This window comes from Halorubrum sp. F4, assembly GCF_027257195.1.
Taxonomy (GTDB): Archaea; Halobacteriota; Halobacteria; order Halobacteriales; family Haloferacaceae; genus Halorubrum.
Window position 1 is genome coordinate 20,309 of sequence record NZ_JAPDFS010000006.1, and the last position, 23,154, is coordinate 43,462.

Here is a 23,154-nt window from a genome sequence, read left to right on the forward strand (position 1 = left end):
CCCGTCATTTCAGCACCTTCTCGCGGTAGTTCGCCAGCGCGTCACGGACCTTTCCGAGCGTGTCCTTCGGGTCGTCCCGCAGGGAGACCAGCACGCCCGCGAGCCCCTGCGGGGCGAAGACGACGACGACGACGAAGACGGCCCCGAGGATCACCTCCCAGGCCGTGAACCCGCTGAGCTGTTCTTCGAGCAGTATCACGACGCCGGCACCGAGCATCGGCCCCCACAGCGTGCCGAGGCCGCCGAGGAGCAGCATCACGACGAGCTCTCCGCTCAGCGTCCAGTGGAGCAGCTGGGGCTGTGCGAGGCTCTGGAAGGGGACGTACAGCCCGCCGGCAAGCCCGGCGAACCCTCCGCTTATCGCGAAGCCGATCACCTTGTAGCGCTCGACGTCGTACCCGATGAACGCCATTCGGTCCTCGTTCTCGCGGACCCCCTGGAGCACGCGGCCGAACGGGGAGTTCGCGATCCGCACGATCGCCAGAAGCGAGAGCGCGACCAGCGCGAGCGTGAGGAAGTAGTAGTTCAACCGGCTGGAGAGGTCGACGACGCCGAAGGCCTCGAGCGCCGCGAGCCCGACGAGCCCGTTGTCGCCGCCGGTGACCGTCTCGACGCCGAGAAGCGACGCCGGCAGGTCCGCGAAGGCGGCGACGTAGAAGATCTGTGCGAACGCCAGCGTCAACATGGCGAAGTAGATCCCCCGCGCCCGGACGCTGAACCAGCCGATGAAGGCGGCCACGACCACGCCGGTGAGAACCGCCGCGGGCAACACGACGAGCGCGTTGGGGGTGACGTGGGTGACCAACAGCGCGACCGCGTAGCCGCCCGCGCCGAACATCGCCGCGTGGCCGAACGACAGCAGGCCGGCGTAGCCGAACACGAAGTCGAGGCTGAGCGCCAACAGCGCGAACGCCAGGATCTGGACGAGTAGGTACAGCCAGAAGGGCCGGACGGACGCGGCGATCGGTCCGAGAACCGCGAGTGCGGCGATCAGCGCGAGGACCCCGAAGCGCCCGCGGTTCGTGAGGATCCCGTCGGTAGTCGGGGACGCCTCGCGCGGGTCGAAGGCATCGAGCAGCCCCATTATGCGGCCTCCGTGGCGCCGAAGAGTCCGTTCGGTCTGACCATCAGGACGACGGCCATCATGGCGAAGAGGAAGATGTCCGTGACCGACGGCGCGATGAGCGCCCCGTAGGCGGTGACGAGTCCGACCAACAGCGCGCCGTACACCGCGCCCTTGAAGCTACCGAGGCCGCCGATGACGACGATCACGAACGCCTCGATGATCACGCCGAATCCCATGCCCGGGCTGACGGACCGGGAGGCTCCCAGGAGAACGCCCGCGATCCCCGCGAGTATCGCGCCGAAGACGAAGACGCCGGTGAACACCTTCGAGACGTCGATCCCCAGCGCGTCGACCATCTCGGTGTCGTGTGCGCTCGCACGCATCAGGATCCCGAGGTCGCTCCGGTCGATCATCAGCCAGACGGCGGCGATGAGGACCGTGCTGATCGCGAGCACGAACAGCCAGTAGACCGGGTACTGGACCGGACCGATCGAGACCGTTCCCGAGAGCATCTCCGGGGCCTCGATCCGAAGCGACTGGCCGCCCCATATCTCGACGACCAGCCCCTGGACCATGATGGCGATCCCGAACGTCAACAGGATGTGATATAGCGGGTTCCGGCCGTACAGCGCGCGGAGGCCGAACACCTCGATGGCCGCGGCGACGACGCCGACGGCGAGCGGCGCGATCAGAAGCGCCAGCCAGAAGCTCCCGAACTGCGAGGCGATGGTGACGCCGAGGTATCCGCCGATCATGTACAGCGAGCCGTGCGCGAAGTTGATCACGTCGAGCATGCCGAAGATCAGGGTCAGCCCGGCCGCGACGAGCGCGAGCGTCATGCCGAGCTGGATGCCGAGCATGGTCGCTCTGAGGACGCTCGAGAACTCGGCGAGCATCAGGGATAGCCCCCGTGTGCGGACGCGGTCGGGTCGCCGTGCCGGTCCCATGGTCCCTCCATCGATCTAGAGCGAGCAGCCCCAATCGGGGAGTTCGATGTCGTCGATGGTGGCGACGACCTCGTTTTCCACCCCGTCGTCGCCCTCGACGACCTCCCGAACGTCCATGCTCTGGAGCGGCTCGTTCGTGCCGGGGTCGAAGCTGAACTCCCCGCGCGGACTGTCGAGCTCCGCGCCCGAGAGCGCCGCGGCGAGGTCCGACGCATCGGTCGAGTCCGCGTTGCTGGCGGCGATATCGAGCGCCTGGGCCGAGTCGTACCCCTGGCAGGCGTACACGTTCGGCTGCCGGTCGAACTCCCCGCTGTAGTTCGAGACGAACGTCTGGTTGCGGTCGGTCTCCTTCGTCGCGGTGTAGTGGAGAAGCGAGTACTTCCCCAGCGCCGCCTCCCCCTGTGCGGGCAGGGTGTCCTCCGAGAGCAGGAAGCCGCTCCCGGTCTGGGTGAGGTTCTCGTCGAGCCCGAAGTCGCTGAACTGGGTGATGTAGTTGACCGCGTCGCCGCCGGCAAAGAAGGAGAAGACGGCGTCCGCGCCGCTGTCCTCGATGTCGCCGAGGAACGGCGAGTAGTCCTCCGTCCCGAGCGGGGCGGCTATCTCGTCGACGACCTCGCCGCCGGCCTCCTCGAACGCCTCCTGGAAGAAGGTCTTCGAGTTCTGTCCGAACGCGTAGTCGGCGTACGACAACGCGACGTTGTCGGCGACGTTGTCGTACACCCACTGGGCCAGCGGGGCGGAGGTCTGCCAGTCGTTGAACGAGGTCCGGAAGTGGAGGTCCATACAGCCGTCCTGGGTGACGCGGTAGTCGCCGGCGTTGGCGTTGAGCCAGATGGCGCTCGACTCCTGTTGGACGGTCTGCATCATCGCGATCGCCACCGCGCTCGAGACGGGGCCGACCAGGGCGTCGACGCCCTCCTCGACGAGGAACTCGCGGGTGATCGACACGCCCGTGTCGGTGTCACCGCTCGTGTCGCGCTGGACGGTCTCGACCTCGTAGCCGCCCAGTTGACCGTCGTTCTGTTCGAGGTAGAGGTCGAAGCCGTTCATGATGCTCTCGCCGAGCAGCGCGTACGTCCCCGACGTCGGCAACACGTGGCCGACGGTGAGGGTGTCGTCGCCGCCGTCACCGGCACAGCCGGCGAGCGCCGTCGCTCCTACCGCGGCACTGCCGGCGAGGAACCGGCGGCGCGACGTCGTCGACGCCGATCGGTTCGTCGGTTTCCGACTGCCCGTACTGGTCTCTGAATCGTGAGACATGTCCTCACCCTCGGGGAAGTTACGTTTATATTTTTCGTTACAGATCACGATCGCGAGCGGGTCGATACTGACGGGATTTATATGAGACGATCGTAGAGGAGGATCACATGTCAGCAGAACCCGCGGAGACGCTCTCCGACGCGGTGTCGCGGATCCCGTCGGGGAGCTCCGTCGCGACCGGTCTCGCGCTCGAACACGCGATCCCGTTCGCGGCGGGACACGAACTCGCCCGACAGGGGACCGACGACCTCACCCTGATCGGTCCGATAAGCGACCTCCTCTTCGACCAGCTGATCGGCTGTGGCGCGGTTTCCCGGGTCCGGGCGGCGTGGGTCGGAAACGTCAGCGCGGGCACCGGCTACCGGTTCCGTGAGGCCGTCGAGAGCGACGGGATCGACGTCGAGAACCACTCGAACTTCAGCGTCGCGCTCGCGCTCCGAGCCGGCGCGCTCGGCGTCCCGTACCTCCCCACCCGGTCGCTCCTCGGAAGCGACGTCTTCGCCGAGAGCGACCTGTTCGAGCGCGGGACCGACCCGTTCGACGGCGAGGAGGTAGCGCTCGTTCCGGCGATCGAACCGGACTGGGCGATCGTCCACGCCCAGCGGGCCAGCCCCGAGGGCGACGTTCACCTGTGGGGGAACACCGGGATCGTCGACCCGGCGGTCGGCGCGGCCGAGAACGTCCTCGTGACCGCCGAGGAGGTCGTCGAACCGGCGGTGATCCACAGCGACCCGAGCCGGACCGCGATCACCAGAGAGCAGGTGTCCGCGGTGGTGGAGTGCCCGTGGGGCGCTCACCCCTCGCCGGTCGCCGGCCACTACAACCGCGACAACGAGTACTACTTGGCGTACCACGGCGCGACCGACACGCAGGCGGCCTTCGACGAGTGGGCCGACGAGTGGGTGTACGGGGTCGAAGACCGCGAGGAATACATGGAGCGGGTGGACGCGGACCTGTCGATAACCGAGCCGACCGTCGCCGCGGAGGTGCGCTATGGCCAGTGAGACGTACACCCCCCGGGAGCTGATGGTGAGCGCGGCGGCCGCCGAGATCGAGGACGGCGACACCGCGTTCGTGGGGATGCGGCTCCCGCTCATCGCCTTCCAGCTCGCCGTCAGCACGCACGCTCCCGACTCGATGGCGGTCTACGAGAGCGGCGTGGTGCGGGACGGCCCGGCGGACGGGTTCATCCACACGATGTGTGACCTTCCGAACCTGAACCACGCTGTCTCGACGACCGGGATGCTGGACATCATGAGCCGACTACAGCGCGGGGACGTCGACGTTGGGTTCCTCGGCGGGGCGGAGGTCGACCGATACGGCAACCTGAACACGACGCGAGTCCGGGCCGGAGACGAGGAGATCCGGCTTCCCGGCAGCGGCGGCGCCTGCGACATCGCCTGCATGGCCGGACGGACCGTCCTCCTGATGCCACACGAGCCCCGTCGATTCGTCGAGGAGGTCAACTACGTCACGAGTCCGGGCCACTCCGCCGACGGCTCGGGACGCGGGAACCACCCGGCACCGGGCGGGGGTCCGGACGCGCTCGTTACCTCGAAGGCGACCTTCGGGTTCGCCGACGGCGAGCTGTTCCTCCGGAGCGTCCATCCCGGCGTCGACCGCGAGGCGATGCTCGCGGACTTCCCGTGGGCCGTCCGAACCGCACCCGAGATCGGCGAGGGACCGGTGACGACGACGCCGGAGCCGACCGACGAGGAGCTCGAACTGATCCGGACGTTCGACCCGGACGGGTTCTGGACCTGAACGCGGCCGGCCGAACCCCGGGCGAACCGGACCGGCCGGACGCCCTGAAGTCCCGCGAATCGGGGTCGCCCGGAACGCGGTTCGAACACGATGTGACGCGATAGCAACCGTTAAGTGTTCCATATAAGATCGTGATGATAGACACACAGATGCAGTCCAACGTCCCGACGGAGTACCTGCCAGACGAATCGGACTCGCCGGACTACGTGTATCCGATCCCCGAGGCGCACTACCCCAAACACGTCAACACGACCGACCAGCTCGTCGATCGCCACGTCCGCGAGGGGCGGGGCGACAACGTCGCCGTCCACTTCGAGGACGAGACGATAACCTACGAGGAGCTTCAAGAGCGGGTGAACCGCATGGGTAACGCCCTTCGGGACCTCGGCGTCGAGTCGGGCGACCGGGTCCTGGTCCGGTTCCCGAACCGGCCCGAGCCGGTGGTCACGTGTCTCGCGGTCCAGAAGATCGGAGCCGTCGCCATGCCGTCGATGAAGCTGCTCCGCGCCAAGGAGCTGCGGTACATCGTCAACAACGCCGAGGCGACCACGATCGTCGTCTACGACGACCTCCTCGACGAGGTGGACGAGGCGCTGCCCGATCTCGACACCGTCGAGGACGTCGTCGTCGCGGAACGGAACGGGATCGAACACGACCATCACGGTTACGACGAGCTGACGGACGCGGCGAGTCCGGAGCTCGAGGCCGCGGACACCGAGCGGGACGATCTGGCGTTGATGCTGTACACGAGCGGGACGACGGGTCGGCCGAAGGGCGCGATCCACACCCACCGGCAGATGCTCGCGACGGCGGACACGTACGCGCGGTACTGCCTCGAGCCGACCGAGGAGGACGTGTTCGGCGGCAACCCGCCGCTCCCGTTCGCGTACGGGTTCGGCGACCTCGTCACGTTCCCGCTACGGTTCGGCGCGAGCACGAGCCTGACGCAGGACGCGAGCCCGGGCGATCTGCTCGAGTCGGTCGAAAAGCACGGGATCACGGTGCTGTGTTCGATCCCCACGGCGTTCAACCAGATGCTCGCGAAGTTCCCGGACGGGCCCGAGGAGTACGACGTCTCCTCGCTTCGGGTCGGGATGAGCGCCGGCGAGCCGCTGACGCCGAACACCTTCGAGTCGTTCCGCGAGGAGTACGGGATCAAACTGCTCGACGGGATCGGGACCACCGAGATGCTCCACATCTTCGTGAGCCACCACCACGAGGGGGAGGTCGACCCGACGGCGACGGGGTTCCCGGTACCGGGCTACGAGTGTAAGATCATCGACCCGGACACCGGGGAGGAGTGTGACCGGGGCGAGCCCGGGATGCTCGCGGTCCGCGGACCGACGGGTATCGAGTACTGGAACCGCCCGGAGAAACAGGACGACGCGGTCGAGGACGGTTGGTCGTTCCCCGGCGACATCTTCGTCCAGCGCGAGGACGGTCGGCTGGAGTACAAGTCGCGCGCGGACGACCTCATCGTCTCCAGCGGCTACAACATTCCCGGTCCGGAGGTCGAAGCGGTCGTGGAGGAACACGAGGACGTCGCCGAGGTCGCCGTCGTGGGCGCTCCCCACGAACAGCGCGGCGAGATCGTGAAGGCGTTCGTCGTCACGGCCGACGGCGTGACCGGCGACGACGAACTCGTCGAGGAGATCCAGAACCACGTGAAGAACACGCTCGCACCGTACAAGTACCCGCGTGCGGTCGAGTTCGTGTCGGAGTTGCCCCGGACCGAGACCGGCAAGATCCGTCGCAAGGAACTCCGCGAATAGTCGCACTCCCGCCGTTTCGTCGCTTTTCCGTTCGATCGAGGAGCCGAGGAGTGACGACCCGGTCCGGCATCCTTCGTTCGCCGACGGGGCGTATACGAATCAGTATACGAGATCTCCGCCGCTCGGATCGACGGGCTCGTCCCGCCGGTTCACCTCGCTCGAGGGAGAAAGCGATCGTCGATCCCGATCCGCGTCCGATTGAGATACCGTCGGCTCTTCCGGCCGATACCGCCCCAAACGCCGTATACGTGATCGTATACGTCATGGCTGGGCGGTGAGTTATTCGTGATCGAATGACTTCGAGAGCCGGAGCAAAGGAGAGATCCCGTCGGCACGTGGTCCGCCAGTCGAAGACAACACGGGCTTAGTGTGTGTTATAATTCTGCCGGGCGGTCCGAGTAGATAACACGGACTTAGGGTGTGTTTAGTTCCGGCCGCGGGCGTATTCGAATTTCGTATACAATACCGTATACGAACGTGTGGCCCACCAAGCGGGATCGGCGGCGAACCACTGCCGGTCCCCGACCTCCCGGTACGGATCGCGGCCGTGCGGAACGGATCGCCGACGTGCCGGCCGCTCTGCTCGTGGTCGCGTCGGTTGTAGCGTCGTCGACTTCTTACAGCGTCGTCGACTAGCGGGAGAAGAACCGAAACCGGAGGGGACGGTTCGATGATCGATCCGCGCGTTCAGGGACTCTCGTCCGTCTGTAACTTCAGGTCCGAGAGGGGCCGACCGATACAGGTCAGCACGTAGCCCTCCTCCTTCTCGCCGTCCGAGAGGAACATCCCCTCGGTCTGGTCGACCTCGCCGTCGCCCTCACACTTCGCAGAGCAGACGCCGCAGACGCCCATTCGACACTGGTAGGGGAGGTCGATGCCGACCTCCTCGGCGGCCTCGAGGATGGACTTGTCGGCCGGAACCTCGATCGTCTTCCCGCGGTCGGCGAGCTCGACCGTGTACGTCTCCACCATGGCGCTCTACCGGTTCCCCGCGGACGTCTCGTAGACGTGCTCGACCGGCTCGAAGCCGAGCTCGTCGTAGAGCGCCGCGGCCTCGTCGTCGCCCTCGAGCACGTCGATACGGAAGAACTCCACCTCGTGCGGGGGTCCGGCGAACCACTCCTCGGCCGCCTCCAGGAGCGCCTTCCCGACGCCCTGGCCGCGGTGGTCGGGCTCGACGTAGTGGCCGTTGATGTAGCCGTGGTCCTGAAGCCGGAAGATCGGGTGGTCACCCATCACGCGGGCCTCGAGGACGCCGATCAGTTCTCCCGAGGACTCCGCCTCCGCGACGACGACGGTGCCGTACTTGGAGTCGACGAGTTGGTTCTCGAAGTACCGGATCCAGCGTTCGTCCGCGTTCTCCTTGTGACGGTACCGGTCGTCGTACTCGGAGAGGTGATCGGTGAACCCGTGCCAGAGCTCGATCAGCTCCTCCGCGTCCTCGCTCGTCGCGTGCCGCACTTCGTATGCCATGTGCGCCCCGTCGGCCCCGACTGATAAAAAAGATCGTGTCGACGGGGTCACTCGGCTCTCGAGTGAGAACCGGCGGATCGGCGTCGGAGGGCGTCATCGATACGCGAATCGTATACAGAAAACAATTATAATGCTGGCCTCCGAACGGGTAATCAGCCGATCCGACCATGCCCACAGAGAAACAGTTGAAAAAGCAGCTTCAAAACGGGAAGATGATCGAGAGCGAGGCGGAGATGACCGAGGGCTACAAGAAGGCCCTCAAACGGATCCTGCTCGTCTCCGGGGACACCGAGCTGATGAGCGCCCCCGCCTACTACGACCAGTCGCTGAACGCGCCGTCGATCGACGCCCGCGCGTCGTGTATCAGCGTCGTCCAGGACGAGCTCGGCCACGGTCACATCGCCTACCGCCTGCTGGAGGACCTCGGCGAGGACCGCCAGGAGCTGATCTACGAGCGCGAGCCCCACGAGTTCCGGAACACGTACGGGTTCGACCAGCACCTCGAGAACTTCGCGGAGCTCGTCACCGCTCACGGCATCTTCGACCGCGCGGGAATGGTGCTTCTCGGCGACATCTACGAGAACACGTCGTACGCGCCCTGGAAGCGCGCGCTGACGAAAGTCGAGAAGGAGGAACAGTTCCACCTCCGGCACGGCGAGACGTGGATGCGCCGGCTCGCCAACAAGAGCGACAAGACCCGCGGGCGGCTCCAGGACGCCGTCGACTGGATGTTCCCCATGGGCGTCGAATGGTTCGGCATGTCCGACGAACAGAAGCGCAACACCGAGCAGCTCGACTACCGCATCAAGGGCAAATCGAACGACGAGCTCAGACAGGACTGGCTCTCGCGGACGCTCCCGCTGATGGAGGAGCTCGAACTCGACGTGCCGGCCCACTACGACGAGGAGGCGGACGAGTACGTCCTCGAGTACGACATGCCGGTCGCGTTCGACCAGGAGAACAAGGAGTGGCGCTTCGACGAGCCGATCTCCTGGGACGACGTGATCGATCGCTGGCGCAACCGCGGGCCGGCCAACGAGAAGTACGTGAACATGATCCAGTCCGGTGAAGTGAGCGTGCAGGTGTAACGATGTCGACGAAACAACGAACCGGCGGCGCCTCGGGACCCGCTCGGAAGAGCGAGTTCGTCCAGCGGCGTCGAGCCGGCGCCTCGACCTTCGAGGACCAGTTGTGGGCGGAACTCGACGAGATCCCGGACCCGCACATCCCGGTGAGCCTAGTCGAGATGGCGATGGTCTACGACGTGACGGCCGATGACGGCCACGTCGACGTGGAGATGTCCTTCCCGTGTATGGGCTGTCCGGCCTACGACATGATCAAGAACGACGTCCGGAGCTGTCTCCGCGTGGTCGACGGCGTCGACTCCGTCGGCGTCGACGTGGTCTGGGACCCGGTGTGGTCGAAGGACATGCTCACCGAGCCGGTACGCGAGAAGATGCGGAACTCGGGGATCAGCCTATGACGGGAACCACCAAGTACGCGGTGTTCGGGCGGCGAAACGAGGGGGACGACACGCTCCACCTCGGCACCGTCTCCGCTCACAGCGACCGGCTGGCGAAGACGTACGCGTACAACACCTACGACGAGGAGGACTGGAACTACCTCGCGGTCGTCCGCGAGGAGGACCTACTCGAGGTCGAGGGCGGCAACGTCCGCCGGGAGGTGCCACAATGAGCGAGTGGCCCGCGGCGGCGGTCGACTACGTACAGGCGATCACGGACACGAAGCTCGTGTTGGGCCATCGCTACGCGCAATGGAGCCTCGCCGGTCCCTCGCTCGAGGACGACATCGGGGGCTCCAGCGCCGCCCAGGAGGAGGTCGGCCACGTCCGACAGCTCTTCCGGAAACTGGAGTCGCAGGGCCGCGACGGCGACTGGCTCCGGGGAGAGCGCGACCCGGAGGAGTTCGCCAACGCCTCGTGTCTCGACGCCATCGACGGCGACTGGACGGAGTACATGGCCACCATCGCCCCGGTCGACCGCGCGGCGTGGTACATGCTCGACGCGATCGACCGCGACGACATGGACGGGATGATCACGAAGATGGGTGAGGACGAGTACTTCCACCTGGAGTATCACGACGCCCGCCTCGAGACGCTGGCCGACGAGAACCCGGAGAAGCTCCGGTCGACGCTGGCGGAGACGCTCCCGTCGGCGCTCGCGCTGATCGGTCCGGCGGACGTCGACGACGACGCCGACCCGCTCGTGGACGCCGGGTTCACGAGCCAGTCGGTCGAGGGGATCCGCGAGCGGTTCGTCGACCACTACCGCGAGCTCTTCGCCGACACGGACGTGTCGCTCGAGGACGTCGACTGGGACGCGCCGGACGCCGACGCGTGGGACGAGACCAGACGCCGCGTCGGCGGCGGCGGGGTCCGGGAGGAGGACCTCGTCCAGATCCGTGGCGAACGGAACGCCGAGTTCGCGATCGAGTGATCCATGAGCGAGCCCGAAGACACCGTCGTCGAGTGTCCGCACTGCGGGTCGGCCGACGTCGACAAGGAGTCGGCGTTCGGCAGCGAGATCTCGAAGACGCAGTACTACTGTAACGGCTGTCACACCGTCTTCGAGCGGATCAAGTACGACGGAAGACAGCCCGAGTAGGGCGTGGCGGGCGGCCGAAGCGGCCGCCGAGGGACTCGAACGAACGACCGCCGACGGTGGGAGAGCCACCGAGACGTCCGTTATCGGCAGATACGTCGGATCCTCACGAACGATCGTAATGAGAACATACATATAGGACGAATTCGATCGGTGGATCGTATGAAATCGTTCAGCGAGCTGGATCTAGAGTACTTCCAGACCGACTTGGAGGACCACATCGGAACCATCCGTCTCGACCGTCCGCCGGCGAACGCGCACAACATCGACGTACTGCTCGAGTTACAGCGCGTGGTCGAGACGGTCCGGTTCGACGAGGAGGTTCGCGCCGCCCTGTTCGGCAGCGCGAGCGAGAAGTTCTTCTCGACCGGGTTCGACATCAAGGAGCTCCAGACCGAGTCCGGCAAGCAGGTCGGCTACGCGAGCCAGACGAGCAAGGAGATCATCATGAAGATGCGGACGACCGACACGATCTTCATCGCGATGGTGAACGGTCACTGCATGGGCGGCGGCCTGGAGCTCGCGCTCGCGTGTGACTTCCGGTTCGTCGGCGACGACGACGACTACAACGTCGGGATGCCCGAGATCCACCTCGGACTCATCGCCGGCGAGGCCGGCACGCAGCTGCTCCCGCGGTACATCGACCGGTCGACCGCGTTGAAGATGATGATCACCGGCGAGACGCTCACGCCCCAGCAGGCGACCGACCGGGACATCTTCGACGAGATCCACCCGCCCGACGAGGTCGAGGACGCCGCCCGCGAGCTCGCCGCGCAGATCGTCGAGAAGTCGCACATGGCCGTCGGCCACAACAAGCTGGCCGTCAACGAGGGTCTCGAGCTTCCGCTCTGGGACGCGCTCGCACACGAACGGGAGCTCCAGAACCGCCTGCTCGGCTCCGACGTGGCGAAGGAGGGCGTCGACGCCTTCCTCGGCGACCACGAGCCCGACTTCCTCGGCGTCGAACTCGGCGACAAGGAACCGGGCGCGCCCGGCGAGGAGTAGGGCGACCGATCCGGCGAGAGTCGATCGGACCGACCGGGAACGAGCGGGGACCGGCTAGAGGATCGGGGACCGACTAGAGGCCGAGCGCCTCGCCCGCGACCGTCGTCTTCTGTATTTCCGTCGTGCCGCCGATGATGCTCAGGATCTTCGCGTCCCGGTAGTAGCGCTCCAAGGGGAGGTCGGTGCGGTACCCCTTCCCGCCGTGGACCTGGATCGCGTTTCGCGTGACGAACTCGGCGGCCTCGCTCGCGACGTACTTCGCCTTGCTCGAGGTCCGCGTGTCTCCCTCGCCGTCGGCGATCCGCTTCGCGGAATCGTACACCAGGTGCCGGGCCCCGTCGAGTTCGGCGTCCATGTCCGCGACGAGCACCTGGACCGCCTGGTAGTTCCCGACCGGCTGGCCGCCCTGCTCGCGGTCGCCCGCGTACGCGATCGCGTCGTCGAAGGCCGCTCTTGCGATCCCGGTGCCGATCGCGCCGAGCCCGGTTCGGGCCATGTCGATGGTGCCCATCGCGATCCGGAACCCCTGTCCGACCTCGCCGAGCAGCGCGTCGTCGCCGACGCGCACGTCCGACAGCGTCGAGTCCCCGGTGACGTGCCCGCGCATCCCCATGTACTCGACGCGCTCGAAGTCGAACCCCTCCCGGTCGTCGGTGCCGGGAACGAGGAAGACGCTGACGCCGTGGCCCTCCTCGGGTGCGGGGCGTTTCCGTGCGACGACGAGGTGGAGGTCGGCGACGCCCGCGTTCGTCCCGAACGCCTTCTCGCCGGAGAGCAGGTACCCCTCGTCGTCAGCGGCCGCCACGGTCGACAGCTCGCTCGGCGAGCTGCCGGCGTCGGGCTCGGTCAGGAGCATCGACCCGACCGTCTCGCCGCGCGCCATGGGTTCGAGGTATCGCTCCTTCTGGTCGTCCGTGCCGAACTCGGCGACGGGGAGCGCGGCGAAGGTGTGACCCTGGATCGTCTCGGCGACCGCGCCGGACGCCTCGGCGATCCGCTCGATCGCGAGACAGTACGAGAGGAAGTCGGACCCCTCGCCGCCGTACGCCTCCGGGAGGAGGATCCCGAGCAGGCCCCGATCGCCCGCCTCCTCGATCACCTCTCGGGGGAACTCGTCGGTGCGTTCGATGCGGTCGGCCGCCGGCTCCACGACCTCCGTCGCGAACGACGCGGCCCGGTCGCGTATCTCCCGATGCTCGTCGGTGAGCGCGCTCTCGATGAGGCTCATACGGGCCTACACGCGCGGGCAGGGCGGATAAAGGTTCGAGATCCGTGGGACGGATCGGTTCCCCGAGGAACCGCCTACTCCAGGTTGACGTTGACGTTCTTCGTCTGGGTGTACTCGCGCAGCGCCTCGGTGCCCTGCTCGCGGCCGAGTCCGCTCTCCTTGAACCCGCCGAAGGGCGTCTGCGGCTGCGTGACGGGATACTCGTTGACGCTCACCATGCCGTACTCCAGCGCGTCTGCGACCGTGTGAGCCGTCTCCAGGTCGCTCGTCCAGACCCCCGACATGAGCCCGTACGGCGAGTCGTTCGCGATCTCGATCGCCTCCTCGCGGTCGGCGAACTCGATCACCGACAGCACCGGCCCGAAGATCTCCTCGCGGGCGACCGTCATGTCGTTGGTCACGTCGGTGAGGACGGTCGGCTCGACGAAGTGGCCGGCCTCCTTGTCCGCCGGGACGCCTCCGCCACATTCGACCGTCGCACCCTCCTCACGACCGGTCTCGATGTACTCGAGTACCTCCGCCTGCTGGCTCTCGCTGACGGTCGGTCCCATCCGACCGTCGTCGTCGATGCCGCTGCCGAGCGGGGTGGACTCGGCGCGCTCGACGACGCGCTCGACGACCTCGTCGTGGATCGACTCGTGAACGAGGAGCCGGGAGCCGGCCCAACACATCTGTCCGGCGTTCATGAAGATCCCGTAGTGACAGCCGGCGGCCGCGGCGTCGAGGTCGGCGTCGGGGAAGACGAGGTTCGGCCCCTTCCCCCCGAGTTCGAGCGTGACGCCGGTCACGTTCGCGGCGGCGCGTTCCATCACGCCCTTCCCGACGCCGGTGCTGCCCGTGAACGCGACGTGTGCCACGTCCGGGTGTTCGGCGAGGCGGTTCCCCGCGACGCTCCCGCGGCCGGGAACGACGTTCACGACGCCGTCCGGAAGGCCCGCCTCCTCCGCCGCGACCGCGTAGTAGAGCGCCGAGAGGGGCGTGGTGCTCGACGGTTTGAGAACCGCGGTGTTGCCGCAGGCGAGCGCGGGCGCGAGGCTCCGGCCGGCCAGCTGGAACGGGTAGTTCCACGGGATCACGTGGGCGGTGACGCCGACGGGCTCGCGGACGGTGTAGTTCAGCCGATCGCCGGGGACGGGGACCTGATCGCCCTCGATCTTGTCGGTCCAGCCGGCGTAGTAGCGGAACGTCTCGATCACCATCTCGACGTCGAGCGACGCCTCGAACGGGGTCTTCCCGTTGTCGTGGGACTCGACCGCGACGATCTCGTCTTGCCGCTCCTCGATGGCGTCGGCCATCGCGTGAAGGCGCGCGCCGCGCTCGCGCGGGGCGAGCGACCGCCACTCGCCGTCGCGGGCCATCGCGTCGTCCGCGGCGGCGACGGCGCGGTCCACGTCGACCTCGGCCGCCTCCGCGACCTCGGCGTACGGCTCCTCCGTCGCGGGGTCCTCGGTGTGGAACGTCGTTCCTCCCTCGGCGTCGGTCCACTCGCCGTCGATATACAGCTCTGTCGGGCCGGTGTAGCTCATGCGGCTCGGGGTCGCTCCCGCGCGGATAAAACGCTGTGGACGCCGGAACTCGATGGGATCGAGATGGGGTTCCGGAACCGAGCCGATTCGGAGGCGAGCGGAGACGGAAGCGAGCGGAGACGGAAGCGAGCGGAGATGGAGGCGAGCGGAGACGACGGACGTCGGGGGACTCGGAGTCGATCGAGTCGCGAGAACGATCGCGGATGAGCGAACGTTTATGAGTAACACTACCCATGGTGACTGTGGACATGGAAATAGACGCCGCGGTCGTACGAGAGGAGTCCGGGCCGTTCGAGATCGAGACGCTGGAGCTGGACGATCCCCAACCCGGGGAGGTGTTGGTTCGCGTCGTGGGTGCGGGGCTGTGTCACACGGACCTCGCCGTCAGGGACCAGTACTACCCGACTCCGCTGCCGGCGGTGCTCGGCCACGAGGGGTCGGGCGTCGTCGAGGCGGTCGGGGAGGGCGTCACGAAGGTGGCGGCCGGCGATCGGGTCGTGCTCACCTTCGATCACGACGGGACCTGTCGGAACTGTCGAGAGGGCGACGTGGCGTACTGCGACGACTTCTTCGCGCATAACTTCGCGGGACGGCGGGTCACGGACGGCTCCTCGCCGATCCGCGACGACGGCGAGGACGTGAGCGGGATGTTCTTCGGCCAGTCCTCCTTCGCGACCCACTCGATCGCCACCGAGCGGAACGTCGTTCCCGTCGGCGACGACGTCCCCCTCGAGCTACTCGGACCGCTCGGCTGCGGGATCCAGACGGGTGCTGGCGCGGTCATCAACACGCTCGACCCGCAGGCGGCCTCCTCCATCGTGGTGTTCGGGACCGGGTCGGTCGGGCTGAGCGCGGTCATGGCCGCGGACCTGAAGGGCTGTACCGACGTCGTCGCCGTCGACCTCATGGAGTCCAGACTCGAGAAGGCGCTCGAGTTGGGCGCCACCCACGCGATCGATCCGACGAGCGTCGACGACACGGTCGACGCGATCCACGAGCACCTCGGCGGCGGAGCGGACTACAGCGTCGAGACGACGGCGAACACGGACGTCCTCCGACAGGCGGTCGACTGCCTGCGCCAGAACGCCGACTGCGCGGTCGTCGGCGCGCCGCCGCTCGGAACCGAGGTCGAACTCGACGTGAACAACGTCCTGTTCGGGCGGAACGTCAAGGGAGTCATCGAGGGGAACTCCATGCCGGACCTCTTCATCCCCGACCTGATCGAGCTCTACCGTGCCGGGAAGTTCCCGTTCGACGAGCTCGTCACCTACTACGACTTCGAGGACATCGAGCGGGCGATAGCGGAGCAGGAGGCGGGCGAGGCGATCAAGCCGGTCCTTCGCGTGAGCGAGCCGTAGACGGGGCGATCCCGGACCGCCGACACGGGGTCGACTCCGGATCACCGGCGCGAGGTCGAAACCGCGCGTCCGGATCCCTATGGATTTTTACTGTAGGACCGAAACGGGGACCCATGCGAGACGTGTATGTGCTCGGAGCCGGGCAGTCGTCGTTCGGCTCGTTTCCGGAGGAGACGTACCTCACGCTGTTCGACGACGCCTTCGACGCGGCGCTCGACAGCGTCGACGGCGAGTTCGACCCGGGGGCGATAGAGGAGGCGTACCTCGGCACCCTCGGCGTCGGCGGCCGACAGATCGGGTTGAGCGGCCCCGCGGTGACCGAACACCTCGGGCTCCACGGCGTGCCGACGACCCGGGTCGAGAACGCGTGTGCCGCGAGCGGCTTCGCCTTCCGACAGGCGGTCACCGCCGTCAAGTCGGGCGTGGTCGACGTCGCGCTCGCCGGCGGGTACGAGGTGATGACCGACGCCAGCTCCGATCACACCCGCTGGTGGCTCGGCGTCAGCGGCGAGACCGAGTGGGAGCGCACGAGCGGCACGACGTTCGCCGGGGTGTACGCCCAGATGGCGAGCGCGCACATGGACGAGTACGGGACGACGGCCGAGGACCTGAGCCGCGTCGCCGTGAAGAACCACGCGAACGGGGCGAAGAACCCGAAGGCGCACCTCGGGTTCGAGTGTTCGCTCGAGGACGCCGTGTCGGCGCCGAGCGTCGCCGACCCGCTGAACCTCTACCACTGCTGTCCGACGACCGACGGCGCGAGCGCGGCCATCGTCGTGAGCGAGGAGGTCGCTCGGGAGGCGAGCGACGCGGCGGTCCGGGTCGCCGGCGCGGGCGCGGCGAGCGGGCGGGTCGGGCTGTTCCAGCGGGACTCGCTGACGAGCGTCCCCGCGAGCGTCACCGCGGGCGAGTCGGCCTACGAGCAGGCGGGGGTCGGCCCCGACGACCTCGATTTCGCCGAGGTCCACGACTGCTTCGCCATCGCCGAGCTGCTCGCGTACGAGGACCTCGGGTTCTGCGAGCGCGGCGAGGCCGGCCGGCTCCTCCGGGAGGGCGTCACCGATCCCGACGGCGAACTCCCCGTCAACACCTCCGGCGGGCTCAAATCGAAGGGACATCCCATCGGCGCGACCGGGACCGGCCAGATCGTCGAGGCGTTCAAACAGCTCCGCGGGGAGGCGTACGTCCAGGTCGACGACCCGAAGTACGGGCTGACACACAACGTCGGTGGGAGCGGGGGCGGCGTTACCGTCCACGTGCTCGAACGGGGTGAGTTCGCGTGAGGGGGATCGCCGCCGCCGGGGCGTACGTGCCCCGGTTCCGGCTCACGACGGACGAACTGTCAGAGGCGTGGGGGACGAGTCACGCGAGCGGGATCGAGCGGAAGGCGGTGCCCGCCGCCGACGAGGACGCCCTGACGATGGCCGTCGAGGCGGCCGAGCGCGCGCTGTCGAGCGACGCGGTCGACCGCGAGGATCTGACGCTCGCGGCCGTGGCGACGACGACGCCGCCGGCCGAGGAGGGCGAGCTGCTCCCGCGGCTCGCACGGGCGCTCGATCTCCCCCGATCGGTGGCGACGGCGACGGTCGGCGGCCACACGGCGGCGGGAGCCGAGGCGCTCTCGCGGGCGCTCGACGCCGAGGGGCCGGCGCTCGTCGTCGCCGCCGACTGTCCGGCGGGCGAGCCGGCCGAGGGCGACCACCCGCTCGGGGCCGGCGCGGCGGCGTTCGTCGTCGACGACGACGCGTCCGCGACCGTGACCGGCACCGCCTGGTACACCGAGGAGACGCCGGGGATCCGGTTCCGCGAGCGCGGCGGGGAGGAGGTGGCGTCGCTCGACGTCACGACCTATCAGCGGAACGCGATCCGCGAGGCGGTCACGGAGGCCGTCTCGTCGCTTCCGGTCGACCCCGCGGACGCCGACGCCGCGGCGGTCCACCAGCCGGACGGCCAGTTCCCGTACCGGGCGACCGCGGACCTCCCGGTCTCGAACGGGGCGGTCGCGGCGGGGACCGTCGTGGACCGGATCGGCGACGCCGGGGCCGCTACGGTCCCGCTCGGACTGCTCGCCGCCCTCGACGCGGACGACCCGGAGAGCAACGGGGATGACGCCGAGAGCGCCGGGACGTCGATCGCGGCCTTCTTCGGCGGCGGCACCGCGGCCGGGGTCGCCGTCGAGGGCGACGTCGACGTCGTCGGGATCCACGACCTCGAGGGCGGAACGACGGTCGACTACGCCTCGTACCTCCGCGAGCGGGGATACGTCGTGAGCGGCGACGTCGCCGGCGGCGGGGCTCACGTCAGCCTGCCGAACTGGCGGCGGTCGCTCGACCAGCGCTACCGGCTCGTCGCGGGGATCTGTCCGGAGTGCGGCGGCGTCTCGTTCCCGCCGGAGGGTGCCTGCCAGTCGTGTCACTCGCGGGTCGAGTTCGAGGAGTTCGAGGCCCCCCGGACCGGGACGGTCCGGGCGCTGACCGTCATCGGGCAGGGCGGCGCGCCGCCGGAGTTCGCGGAGCTCCAGCAGCGCGACGGCGCGTACGCCGTGGCGATCGTCGAGCTCGAGGCCGCGGCGGGACGCGTCCGGCTCCCCGCACAGGTCACCGACGCGGACCCGGCCGACGTCGACGTCGGCGACGAGGTCCGGGCGACGGTCCGGCGGATCTACGAGCAGGAGGGCGTCCCCCGCTACGGGGTCAAGTTCGAGCCGATCGAGTCCGAGTGAGCGCCCGGGCGAACCCGATACGCGACCGGATCGCCCTCGCACCGTTCGACCGCGCCGATCGCCGCGAGCCGACGGAGGTGTGCGGACGCCTCGCCCGCGCCGAACTTCGCGTGGATCCCGCGCATCTCGCCGAACAGCTCCCGTGCGACCGTCCACGGCGTGGCCGCGCCCGCCGCGGGAAGCACGTCGAGGACCCGTCGTGCGCGCTCGCGGTGGTGTTCGCGAACCGACGCCGCCTCGCTCGCCACGTCGACGGTCGTCCCGTGACCGGGCTCGCCGCGGTCGAAGGCGTCGGCGACGCGGTCGACGGAGCGGAGATACGCCGCGAGCGGGTCGTCGGTCCGCGTGTCGCTTCCGCCGACGTTCGGCGTGTACGTCGGCAACAGCAGGTCGCCGAGGAACAGCGTGTCGCCGCGCGGTCCGTCGTACACGAACGAGGCGTGACCCGCGGTGTGACCCGGGGTAGAGAGGAGTTCGACGCCCGCGACGACGTCCCCGTCGGAGAGTTCGCGAACCTCGTAGGTGTCGGGGAGCGGCGAGGGGCGGTCCGCCTCGACGAGCGCGGTTCGCACGTCCCTCGGTACTCCCCACCGTCGGAGCGCGGCGGCGTCGCGGTCGAGTCTGCGGGCGCGTTCGTCGGCGTACGACGCCACGAGCGGCGCGTCGGCCGCGTGCATGGCGATCCGAGCGTCCGCGGCGTCCGCGAGCCGGGTCGCCAGCCCCGCGTGGTCGGCGTGCCAGTGGGTCACGAGGACGTGCTCGACGTCGTTGAGCGCGAGGTCGGCGTCGGCGATCCCCGCACGCAGGGCCTCCCACGGCTCGTCTCCCGACGGTCCGGGATCGACGACGACGCCGGCGTCGGGAAGGACGTACGCGCCGTTGACGCCCTCCGGCGATCCCGTGCCGACGGCGACGCGCACCGCGTCCGTCACGCGCCGTCACCCCTCGATGCGGCGTCGTCGTCGTACCGCGGCGGCAGGTCCTCGATCCCGTCGTCCCCGGCCCGTGACGCCGTCAGCGCCTCCCATCGTTCGAGTGCGGACTCGCGGATCCCCTCCGGGAACGACGACTCGAACGTGACGCGCGGCGCGATGTAGTCCTCGTCCCACCGGGGGTCCCAGATGGCGCTGATGTACAGCCGCGACCCGGTCTCGCCGTCCCGACGGTAGACCGGCGCGGTCGCCGCCGGAGCGTTGGGGTCGCTGAACACCCAGTCGTTGCCCGGGTGCGCCTTCACCCACATGTCGTCGAGCGCGCGGGCGAGGTCGGTCGGCCGCGCGTACTCGTCCAACACGAGCACCTTGTCGAAGTAGTCGGAGAACGAGAACAGCGCGTTCGCGAGCTGCCAGTCGAAGCCGGCGTACAGGATCTCGCTCGAGACGAGACAGAGGCCGAGCCGACTCTCGACGGGGAGCTGTACCCAGGAGACGGGCGAGACCCCCCAGTAGCCGTTCACGCGGCGGTACAGCGTCGCCGCCTCGACGAGGCTCATGAGGTGAACGTCGTCCGCGAGGGGCGCGCCGAGCGGGACGAACGGCACCGTCGGGTCCTCCCGCAGGCGGATCCCCTCCGCCTCGAACGAGAGCGTGGCGGTCTCGGTCGCCCGCTCCCAGGTCGCCTCCGGGCCGGAGACCGGGGCGTCGGTGGGATCGGCGACGCCGTCGATCCGCACCTCCGCGCTCGCGGGCACGACACGCCCGTCGACCCGCGCGAGCGGGACGTCGGCGAGCCCGGCGGCGCGTTCCGGCACGGCGGGAACGGTCCGGTCCTGCGTCCATCCCTGGAGCGCGGCGACGAGCGTCGCCGCCTCGACGCCGAGCGACACGCTCGCGGCCCGACCGCCCTCGAACCACTCGTCGACGGCCCCCGGAACGACCACCCTGAGCGTCGATCCCCGGTGGACGGTCCCCCGAACCGGCGCCCACGTCGTGGTCCCGTCGCGTTCGACCGCGATCACGCCCTGCGTGACGCCCTGTCGTCCGGCGTCGTCGACGCCCGGGAGGCCGAGCGCGTAGAGGTCGTCCCCCGCGTCGCGGTCGGCGGCCGGGTCGAGAAGGACCGCCTCCGAGAGCGGGGTCGTCTCCCACCGCGAGAGCACGTCGAGGAGGTCGACGCAGCCGACGTCGTGACCCAGCCCGAGGCCGGCGGCGATCCGCCGCCACGGGCGGTTCTCCCGGCCGGATATCTGGTCGGGGCCGGCGTAGACGCCGCTGGCGTACGCGACCCGGCCGGCCGTCTCGTCGAACCGGAGCGCGGCGCAGTTGTGCCGGAGCGCCTCAGTCGCGACGACCGCCGCCTCGGTGTCCCAGTGGACGCGGTCGCCTATCTCCAGGAGGTCCCCGTGCTCGCGGAGGTCGTCGAGGTGATCGGAGAGGGTCGTCACGGTTCGACCTCCGTCGGGTCGATCCCCGGCAGCCCGTCGGGGTCCGCGCCCGCCCCGGCGAGCAGCGTCCGCGCCCAGTACCGCGTCTCCTCGTCGGCCGCCTCCGCGGCCGCCTCCGCGTCGTCGTCGCGGTCGCGGGTGGCGTCGATGTACGCCTTGGCGGTCTTCGCCTTCGAGGTGCCCGTCTGGGCGTTCCCCTTCTCGTCCGGCGTCTGGTAGATGTTCAACGGCACCTTCGGCATCGACGCGACGCCGAACTGGTGGAAGTCCTCGTCGGGGTCCGCGTACAACGCGAGCGCCTCCAACACGGCGCGCTGGTCGAGCGGGTCGACGTCGCCGTCGACGAACACGAAGAAGTCGACGTGGAGCATGCCCCAGGTGGTGAAGATGAAGTTCGCCAGCTCGTGGAGCTCGCCGGGAGCCGTCGCGTCCGTCGAGATGACGTAGACGGTCCGCGGCGTCGACTGCCAGGGGACACAGCGGTCCACGTCGAACCCGCCGGCGCGCAGCCCGAGCGTCGCGTCCGGCCCGACACAGCCGATCTCCATCGAGCTGGTGGAGTTCTCCGTGTGACCCACGCCCGTCCCCTCGACGCAGAAGGGGATGATCGGGTCCGTCCGTCGGGTGATCGCGGTCACCTCGAGGGCGGGCATGGACCGCCGCGGCCCGTGCATGTACCCGAAGTAGTCGCCGAAGGGCCCCTCGTCGCGGCGCACGTCGGGACGGATCTCGCCCTCGATGACGATCTCCGCGTCGGCCGGGACGAGGAGGTCGTTCGTCTCGCAGGGGACGAGGTCGATCGGCGCGCCCTTCAGGCCGCCGGCGAACTCGGCCTCGCTGCGGCCCGTCGGGATCCACATCACCGAGCTGTACTGTACCGCCGGGTCGGCCCCGACGACGATCGCGACCGGCATCGGCTCGTCGCGCCGCTCGTACTTGTAGTAGAAGAGGTTCGGCGTCTGCTCGCCGGCGAGCAGGAGCACGCTCGCGGTCCGGCTGTCGTGGACCATCACGCGGTGATACGAGTAGTCGATCCACGCCGAGTCCGGGTCCGGCGCCACGAGGGTGTGGAGGTTCGAGTACCGTCCCCCGTCGCCCGCGTGGATGTAGGGCCACGGGTAATCGAGCAGGTCCACGTCCTCGCCCGTCTCGATCACCTCCTTACACGGTGCGTCGCGCCGATCGACCGTCTCCGGCGACCGCTGGTCCTTGAGCCGCCGGATCGTCTCGTCGTAGAACTCCCGGCGCGAGGCGTCCGGCGGGATGTCCATTCCGAGGGCGATCCGGTCCCAGGGCCGGCGCTGTGACCCCCGATACGGGTCGCCGACGAGGCGTGCGCCGTCCGCCGACTCGAAGAGGGGGATCGGGCCGTCGTTCTCGTTCGCGAGCATCGTGAGCGCGCTCGCCTCCAGGTTCCACGACACCGGGTCGTCGATCCGGACGAGGTCGTCCCGCGCCTCCACCTCTCGGAGGTACCCGCGGAAGCCGTCGACAGTCATCCGCCGTCGCTCCCGCCCGTCAGCTCGCGTTGCTCGCGCTGTACCTTCAGGTCGACGTACTCGTTGACGAGGTCCGGGTACCGTTCGGAGAGGTGTTCGTACATCACCTTCCTGCTGGCCTCCGAGATGGACGAGTAGACGCCGACCTCGACGAGATACGCCAGAAGCGTCTTCACCTCGTCGGAGCGCGTGTTGATGACGTTCGCCCCCTCGGCCGTCTCCTCCATCACCCGCTCGAGCGTCTCCCTGTCGACGCCCTTCGCGTCGATGTCGGTCTCCAACACCTCGATGTACCACCGCTCCTCGGTGTTCTCGTGCGGACCGCTGACGACCGTCAACGGAACCGGATCGGACAGCTCATCGGCGTCCCGACTCACGTACGCTCGCGTGCTGAAGATCTCCTTCGTCTCGGCGTCGGTCACCTGGATGCTGACCTCCCCCTGTTCTGGATCGGGCGGGAGGTTGGTCTCGGACGTGACGTATTCGTCGGGCATGCTGAGATATGTCCCTACTCGAATCCCGCGCGTAAA

Annotated in this window: 23 protein-coding genes; 12 read left to right on the top strand and 11 right to left on the bottom strand. The window is 68.7% G+C overall.

The annotated features are described in order from the left end of the window. Nucleotides 1-4: 4 nt before the first annotated feature. From OKW78_RS13330 to OKW78_RS13340, 3 genes are read right to left on the bottom strand one after another with little or no spacing between them, the layout of a single operon-like run. Nucleotides 5-1,084 carry a branched-chain amino acid ABC transporter permease gene (locus tag OKW78_RS13330; RefSeq protein WP_281195650.1) on the bottom strand — a complete coding sequence of 360 codons (1,080 nt, stop codon included), beginning with the start codon at nt 1,082-1,084 and terminating at the stop codon, nt 5-7. Beyond that, nucleotides 1,084-2,013, bottom strand: coding sequence for a branched-chain amino acid ABC transporter permease (locus OKW78_RS13335; RefSeq protein ID WP_281195651.1), 930 nt, complete (start codon nt 2,011-2,013; stop codon nt 1,084-1,086). The genes OKW78_RS13330 and OKW78_RS13335 overlap by 1 nt, the downstream gene beginning before the upstream one ends. Before the next feature lie 15 nt (nt 2,014-2,028). Next, the gene (locus tag OKW78_RS13340) at nt 2,029-3,273 is read right to left on the bottom strand and encodes an ABC transporter substrate-binding protein (RefSeq protein ID WP_281195652.1); all 1,245 of its coding nucleotides are present in this window, start codon (nt 3,271-3,273) and stop codon (nt 2,029-2,031) included. Nucleotides 3,274-3,380: 107 nt separating this feature from the next. Here OKW78_RS13340 and OKW78_RS13345 point away from each other — a divergent pair, with 107 nt between their 5' ends. The 3 genes from OKW78_RS13345 (at nt 3,381) to OKW78_RS13355 (ending at nt 6,809) form a co-directional block, all read left to right on the top strand. Next, the gene (locus OKW78_RS13345; protein WP_281195653.1) at nt 3,381-4,277 is read left to right on the top strand and encodes a CoA transferase subunit A; all 897 of its coding nucleotides are present in this window, start codon (nt 3,381-3,383) and stop codon (nt 4,275-4,277) included. After that, the gene (locus OKW78_RS13350) at nt 4,267-5,037 is read left to right on the top strand and encodes a CoA-transferase subunit beta (protein ID WP_281195654.1); all 771 of its coding nucleotides are present in this window, start codon (nt 4,267-4,269) and stop codon (nt 5,035-5,037) included. Before OKW78_RS13345 ends, OKW78_RS13350 begins: the two co-directional genes overlap by 11 nt. Nucleotides 5,038-5,186: 149 nt before the next feature. Beyond that, nucleotides 5,187-6,809, top strand: a complete 1,623-nt coding sequence (locus OKW78_RS13355; protein ID WP_369335040.1) for an acyl-CoA synthetase — start codon at nt 5,187-5,189, stop codon at nt 6,807-6,809. Nucleotides 6,810-7,496: 687 nt separating this feature from the next. Here OKW78_RS13355 and OKW78_RS13360 read toward each other — a convergent pair. Continuing rightward, nucleotides 7,497-7,781 carry a 2Fe-2S iron-sulfur cluster-binding protein gene (locus OKW78_RS13360; RefSeq protein WP_281195656.1) on the bottom strand — a complete coding sequence of 95 codons (285 nt, stop codon included), beginning with the start codon at nt 7,779-7,781 and terminating at the stop codon, nt 7,497-7,499. A 6-nt stretch (nt 7,782-7,787) separates the two neighbouring features. Next, nucleotides 7,788-8,282 (bottom strand): GNAT family N-acetyltransferase, encoded by a 495-nt coding sequence (locus OKW78_RS13365; protein ID WP_281195657.1) that lies wholly within the window; start codon nt 8,280-8,282, stop codon nt 7,788-7,790. A gap of 167 nt (nt 8,283-8,449) precedes the next feature. Here OKW78_RS13365 and OKW78_RS13370 point away from each other — a divergent pair, with 167 nt between their 5' ends. The 6 genes from OKW78_RS13370 (at nt 8,450) to OKW78_RS13395 (ending at nt 11,908) form a co-directional block, all read left to right on the top strand. Further along, nucleotides 8,450-9,370, top strand: coding sequence for a Phenylacetic acid catabolic protein (locus OKW78_RS13370; RefSeq protein ID WP_281195658.1), 921 nt, complete (start codon nt 8,450-8,452; stop codon nt 9,368-9,370). A gap of 2 nt (nt 9,371-9,372) precedes the next feature. Then, complete coding sequence (locus OKW78_RS13375; RefSeq protein WP_281195659.1) at nt 9,373-9,765, top strand: metal-sulfur cluster assembly factor; 393 nt, start codon at nt 9,373-9,375, stop codon at nt 9,763-9,765. Then, the gene (locus OKW78_RS13380) at nt 9,762-9,977 is read left to right on the top strand and encodes a phenylacetic acid degradation PaaB family protein (protein WP_122105148.1); all 216 of its coding nucleotides are present in this window, start codon (nt 9,762-9,764) and stop codon (nt 9,975-9,977) included. Before OKW78_RS13375 ends, OKW78_RS13380 begins: the two co-directional genes overlap by 4 nt. Next, nucleotides 9,974-10,738, top strand: a complete 765-nt coding sequence (locus OKW78_RS13385) for a Phenylacetic acid catabolic protein (protein ID WP_281195660.1) — start codon at nt 9,974-9,976, stop codon at nt 10,736-10,738. The genes OKW78_RS13380 and OKW78_RS13385 overlap by 4 nt, the downstream gene beginning before the upstream one ends. A 3-nt stretch (nt 10,739-10,741) precedes the next feature. Further along, entirely contained in the window at nt 10,742-10,906 is a 165-nt protein-coding gene (locus OKW78_RS13390) for a hypothetical protein (RefSeq protein ID WP_281195661.1), read from the top strand. Nucleotides 10,907-11,065: 159 nt separating this feature from the next. Further along, nucleotides 11,066-11,908 carry an enoyl-CoA hydratase/isomerase family protein gene (locus OKW78_RS13395; RefSeq protein ID WP_281195662.1) on the top strand — a complete coding sequence of 281 codons (843 nt, stop codon included), beginning with the start codon at nt 11,066-11,068 and terminating at the stop codon, nt 11,906-11,908. Between the two features lie 73 nt (nt 11,909-11,981). Here the strand turns inward: OKW78_RS13395 and OKW78_RS13400 are convergent, their stop codons facing one another. Next, the gene (locus tag OKW78_RS13400; RefSeq protein WP_281195663.1) at nt 11,982-13,136 is read right to left on the bottom strand and encodes an acyl-CoA dehydrogenase family protein; all 1,155 of its coding nucleotides are present in this window, start codon (nt 13,134-13,136) and stop codon (nt 11,982-11,984) included. 74 nt (nt 13,137-13,210) lie between these two features. After that, nucleotides 13,211-14,662 (bottom strand): aldehyde dehydrogenase, encoded by a 1,452-nt coding sequence (locus tag OKW78_RS13405; RefSeq protein ID WP_281195664.1) that lies wholly within the window; start codon nt 14,660-14,662, stop codon nt 13,211-13,213. Nucleotides 14,663-14,910: 248 nt separating this feature from the next. Between OKW78_RS13405 and OKW78_RS13410 the strand changes: the two genes are divergently transcribed. From OKW78_RS13410 to OKW78_RS13420, 3 genes are all read left to right on the top strand, one after another. Beyond that, complete coding sequence (locus OKW78_RS13410; protein WP_281195665.1) at nt 14,911-16,020, top strand: NAD(P)-dependent alcohol dehydrogenase; 1,110 nt, start codon at nt 14,911-14,913, stop codon at nt 16,018-16,020. Between the two features lie 113 nt (nt 16,021-16,133). Then, the gene (locus tag OKW78_RS13415; protein WP_281195666.1) at nt 16,134-17,303 is read left to right on the top strand and encodes a thiolase domain-containing protein; all 1,170 of its coding nucleotides are present in this window, start codon (nt 16,134-16,136) and stop codon (nt 17,301-17,303) included. Continuing rightward, nucleotides 17,300-18,742, top strand: coding sequence for an OB-fold domain-containing protein (locus OKW78_RS13420; protein WP_281195667.1), 1,443 nt, complete (start codon nt 17,300-17,302; stop codon nt 18,740-18,742). The genes OKW78_RS13415 and OKW78_RS13420 overlap by 4 nt, the downstream gene beginning before the upstream one ends. Here the strand turns inward: OKW78_RS13420 and OKW78_RS13425 are convergent. The 4 genes from OKW78_RS13425 to OKW78_RS13440 are packed head-to-tail and all read right to left on the bottom strand — an operon-like array spanning nt 18,706 to nt 23,118. Then, nucleotides 18,706-19,674: an MBL fold metallo-hydrolase gene (locus tag OKW78_RS13425; protein ID WP_281195668.1), complete on the bottom strand. Its 969-nt coding sequence runs from the start codon at nt 19,672-19,674 to the stop codon at nt 18,706-18,708. The genes OKW78_RS13420 and OKW78_RS13425 overlap by 37 nt on opposite strands. Further along, the gene (locus OKW78_RS13430; RefSeq protein ID WP_281195669.1) at nt 19,671-21,125 is read right to left on the bottom strand and encodes a UbiD family decarboxylase; all 1,455 of its coding nucleotides are present in this window, start codon (nt 21,123-21,125) and stop codon (nt 19,671-19,673) included. The genes OKW78_RS13425 and OKW78_RS13430 overlap by 4 nt, the downstream gene beginning before the upstream one ends. Continuing rightward, a complete protein-coding gene (locus OKW78_RS13435; protein ID WP_281195670.1) occupies nt 21,122-22,624 on the bottom strand; it encodes a UbiD family decarboxylase in 1,503 nt (500 codons plus the stop codon). The genes OKW78_RS13430 and OKW78_RS13435 overlap by 4 nt, the downstream gene beginning before the upstream one ends. Next, complete coding sequence (locus OKW78_RS13440; protein ID WP_281195671.1) at nt 22,621-23,118, bottom strand: hypothetical protein; 498 nt, start codon at nt 23,116-23,118, stop codon at nt 22,621-22,623. The genes OKW78_RS13435 and OKW78_RS13440 overlap by 4 nt, the downstream gene beginning before the upstream one ends. Between the last annotated feature and the right edge of the window lie 36 nt (nt 23,119-23,154).

Bases quoted from the DNA above. Each gene is read 5' to 3' on its own strand.
- OKW78_RS13330 (WP_281195650.1), bottom strand. From the start codon at position 1,084: ATGGGGCTGCTCGATGCCTTCGACCCGCGCGAGGCGTCCCCGACTACC.
- OKW78_RS13335 (WP_281195651.1), bottom strand. From the start codon at position 2,013: ATGGGACCGGCACGGCGACCCGACCGCGTCCGCACACGGGGGCTATCC.
- OKW78_RS13340 (WP_281195652.1), bottom strand. From the start codon at position 3,273: ATGTCTCACGATTCAGAGACCAGTACGGGCAGTCGGAAACCGACGAAC.
- OKW78_RS13345 (WP_281195653.1), top strand. From the start codon at position 3,381: ATGTCAGCAGAACCCGCGGAGACGCTCTCCGACGCGGTGTCGCGGATC.
- OKW78_RS13350 (WP_281195654.1), top strand. From the start codon at position 4,267: ATGGCCAGTGAGACGTACACCCCCCGGGAGCTGATGGTGAGCGCGGCG.
- OKW78_RS13355 (WP_369335040.1), top strand. From the start codon at position 5,187: ATGCAGTCCAACGTCCCGACGGAGTACCTGCCAGACGAATCGGACTCG.
- OKW78_RS13360 (WP_281195656.1), bottom strand. From the start codon at position 7,781: ATGGTGGAGACGTACACGGTCGAGCTCGCCGACCGCGGGAAGACGATC.
- OKW78_RS13365 (WP_281195657.1), bottom strand. From the start codon at position 8,282: ATGGCATACGAAGTGCGGCACGCGACGAGCGAGGACGCGGAGGAGCTG.
- OKW78_RS13370 (WP_281195658.1), top strand. From the start codon at position 8,450: ATGCCCACAGAGAAACAGTTGAAAAAGCAGCTTCAAAACGGGAAGATG.
- OKW78_RS13375 (WP_281195659.1), top strand. From the start codon at position 9,373: ATGTCGACGAAACAACGAACCGGCGGCGCCTCGGGACCCGCTCGGAAG.
- OKW78_RS13380 (WP_122105148.1), top strand. From the start codon at position 9,762: ATGACGGGAACCACCAAGTACGCGGTGTTCGGGCGGCGAAACGAGGGG.
- OKW78_RS13385 (WP_281195660.1), top strand. From the start codon at position 9,974: ATGAGCGAGTGGCCCGCGGCGGCGGTCGACTACGTACAGGCGATCACG.
- OKW78_RS13390 (WP_281195661.1), top strand. From the start codon at position 10,742: ATGAGCGAGCCCGAAGACACCGTCGTCGAGTGTCCGCACTGCGGGTCG.
- OKW78_RS13395 (WP_281195662.1), top strand. From the start codon at position 11,066: ATGAAATCGTTCAGCGAGCTGGATCTAGAGTACTTCCAGACCGACTTG.
- OKW78_RS13400 (WP_281195663.1), bottom strand. From the start codon at position 13,136: ATGAGCCTCATCGAGAGCGCGCTCACCGACGAGCATCGGGAGATACGC.
- OKW78_RS13405 (WP_281195664.1), bottom strand. From the start codon at position 14,662: ATGAGCTACACCGGCCCGACAGAGCTGTATATCGACGGCGAGTGGACC.
- OKW78_RS13410 (WP_281195665.1), top strand. From the start codon at position 14,911: ATGGAAATAGACGCCGCGGTCGTACGAGAGGAGTCCGGGCCGTTCGAG.
- OKW78_RS13415 (WP_281195666.1), top strand. From the start codon at position 16,134: ATGCGAGACGTGTATGTGCTCGGAGCCGGGCAGTCGTCGTTCGGCTCG.
- OKW78_RS13435 (WP_281195670.1), bottom strand. From the start codon at position 22,624: ATGACTGTCGACGGCTTCCGCGGGTACCTCCGAGAGGTGGAGGCGCGG.
- OKW78_RS13440 (WP_281195671.1), bottom strand. From the start codon at position 23,118: ATGCCCGACGAATACGTCACGTCCGAGACCAACCTCCCGCCCGATCCA.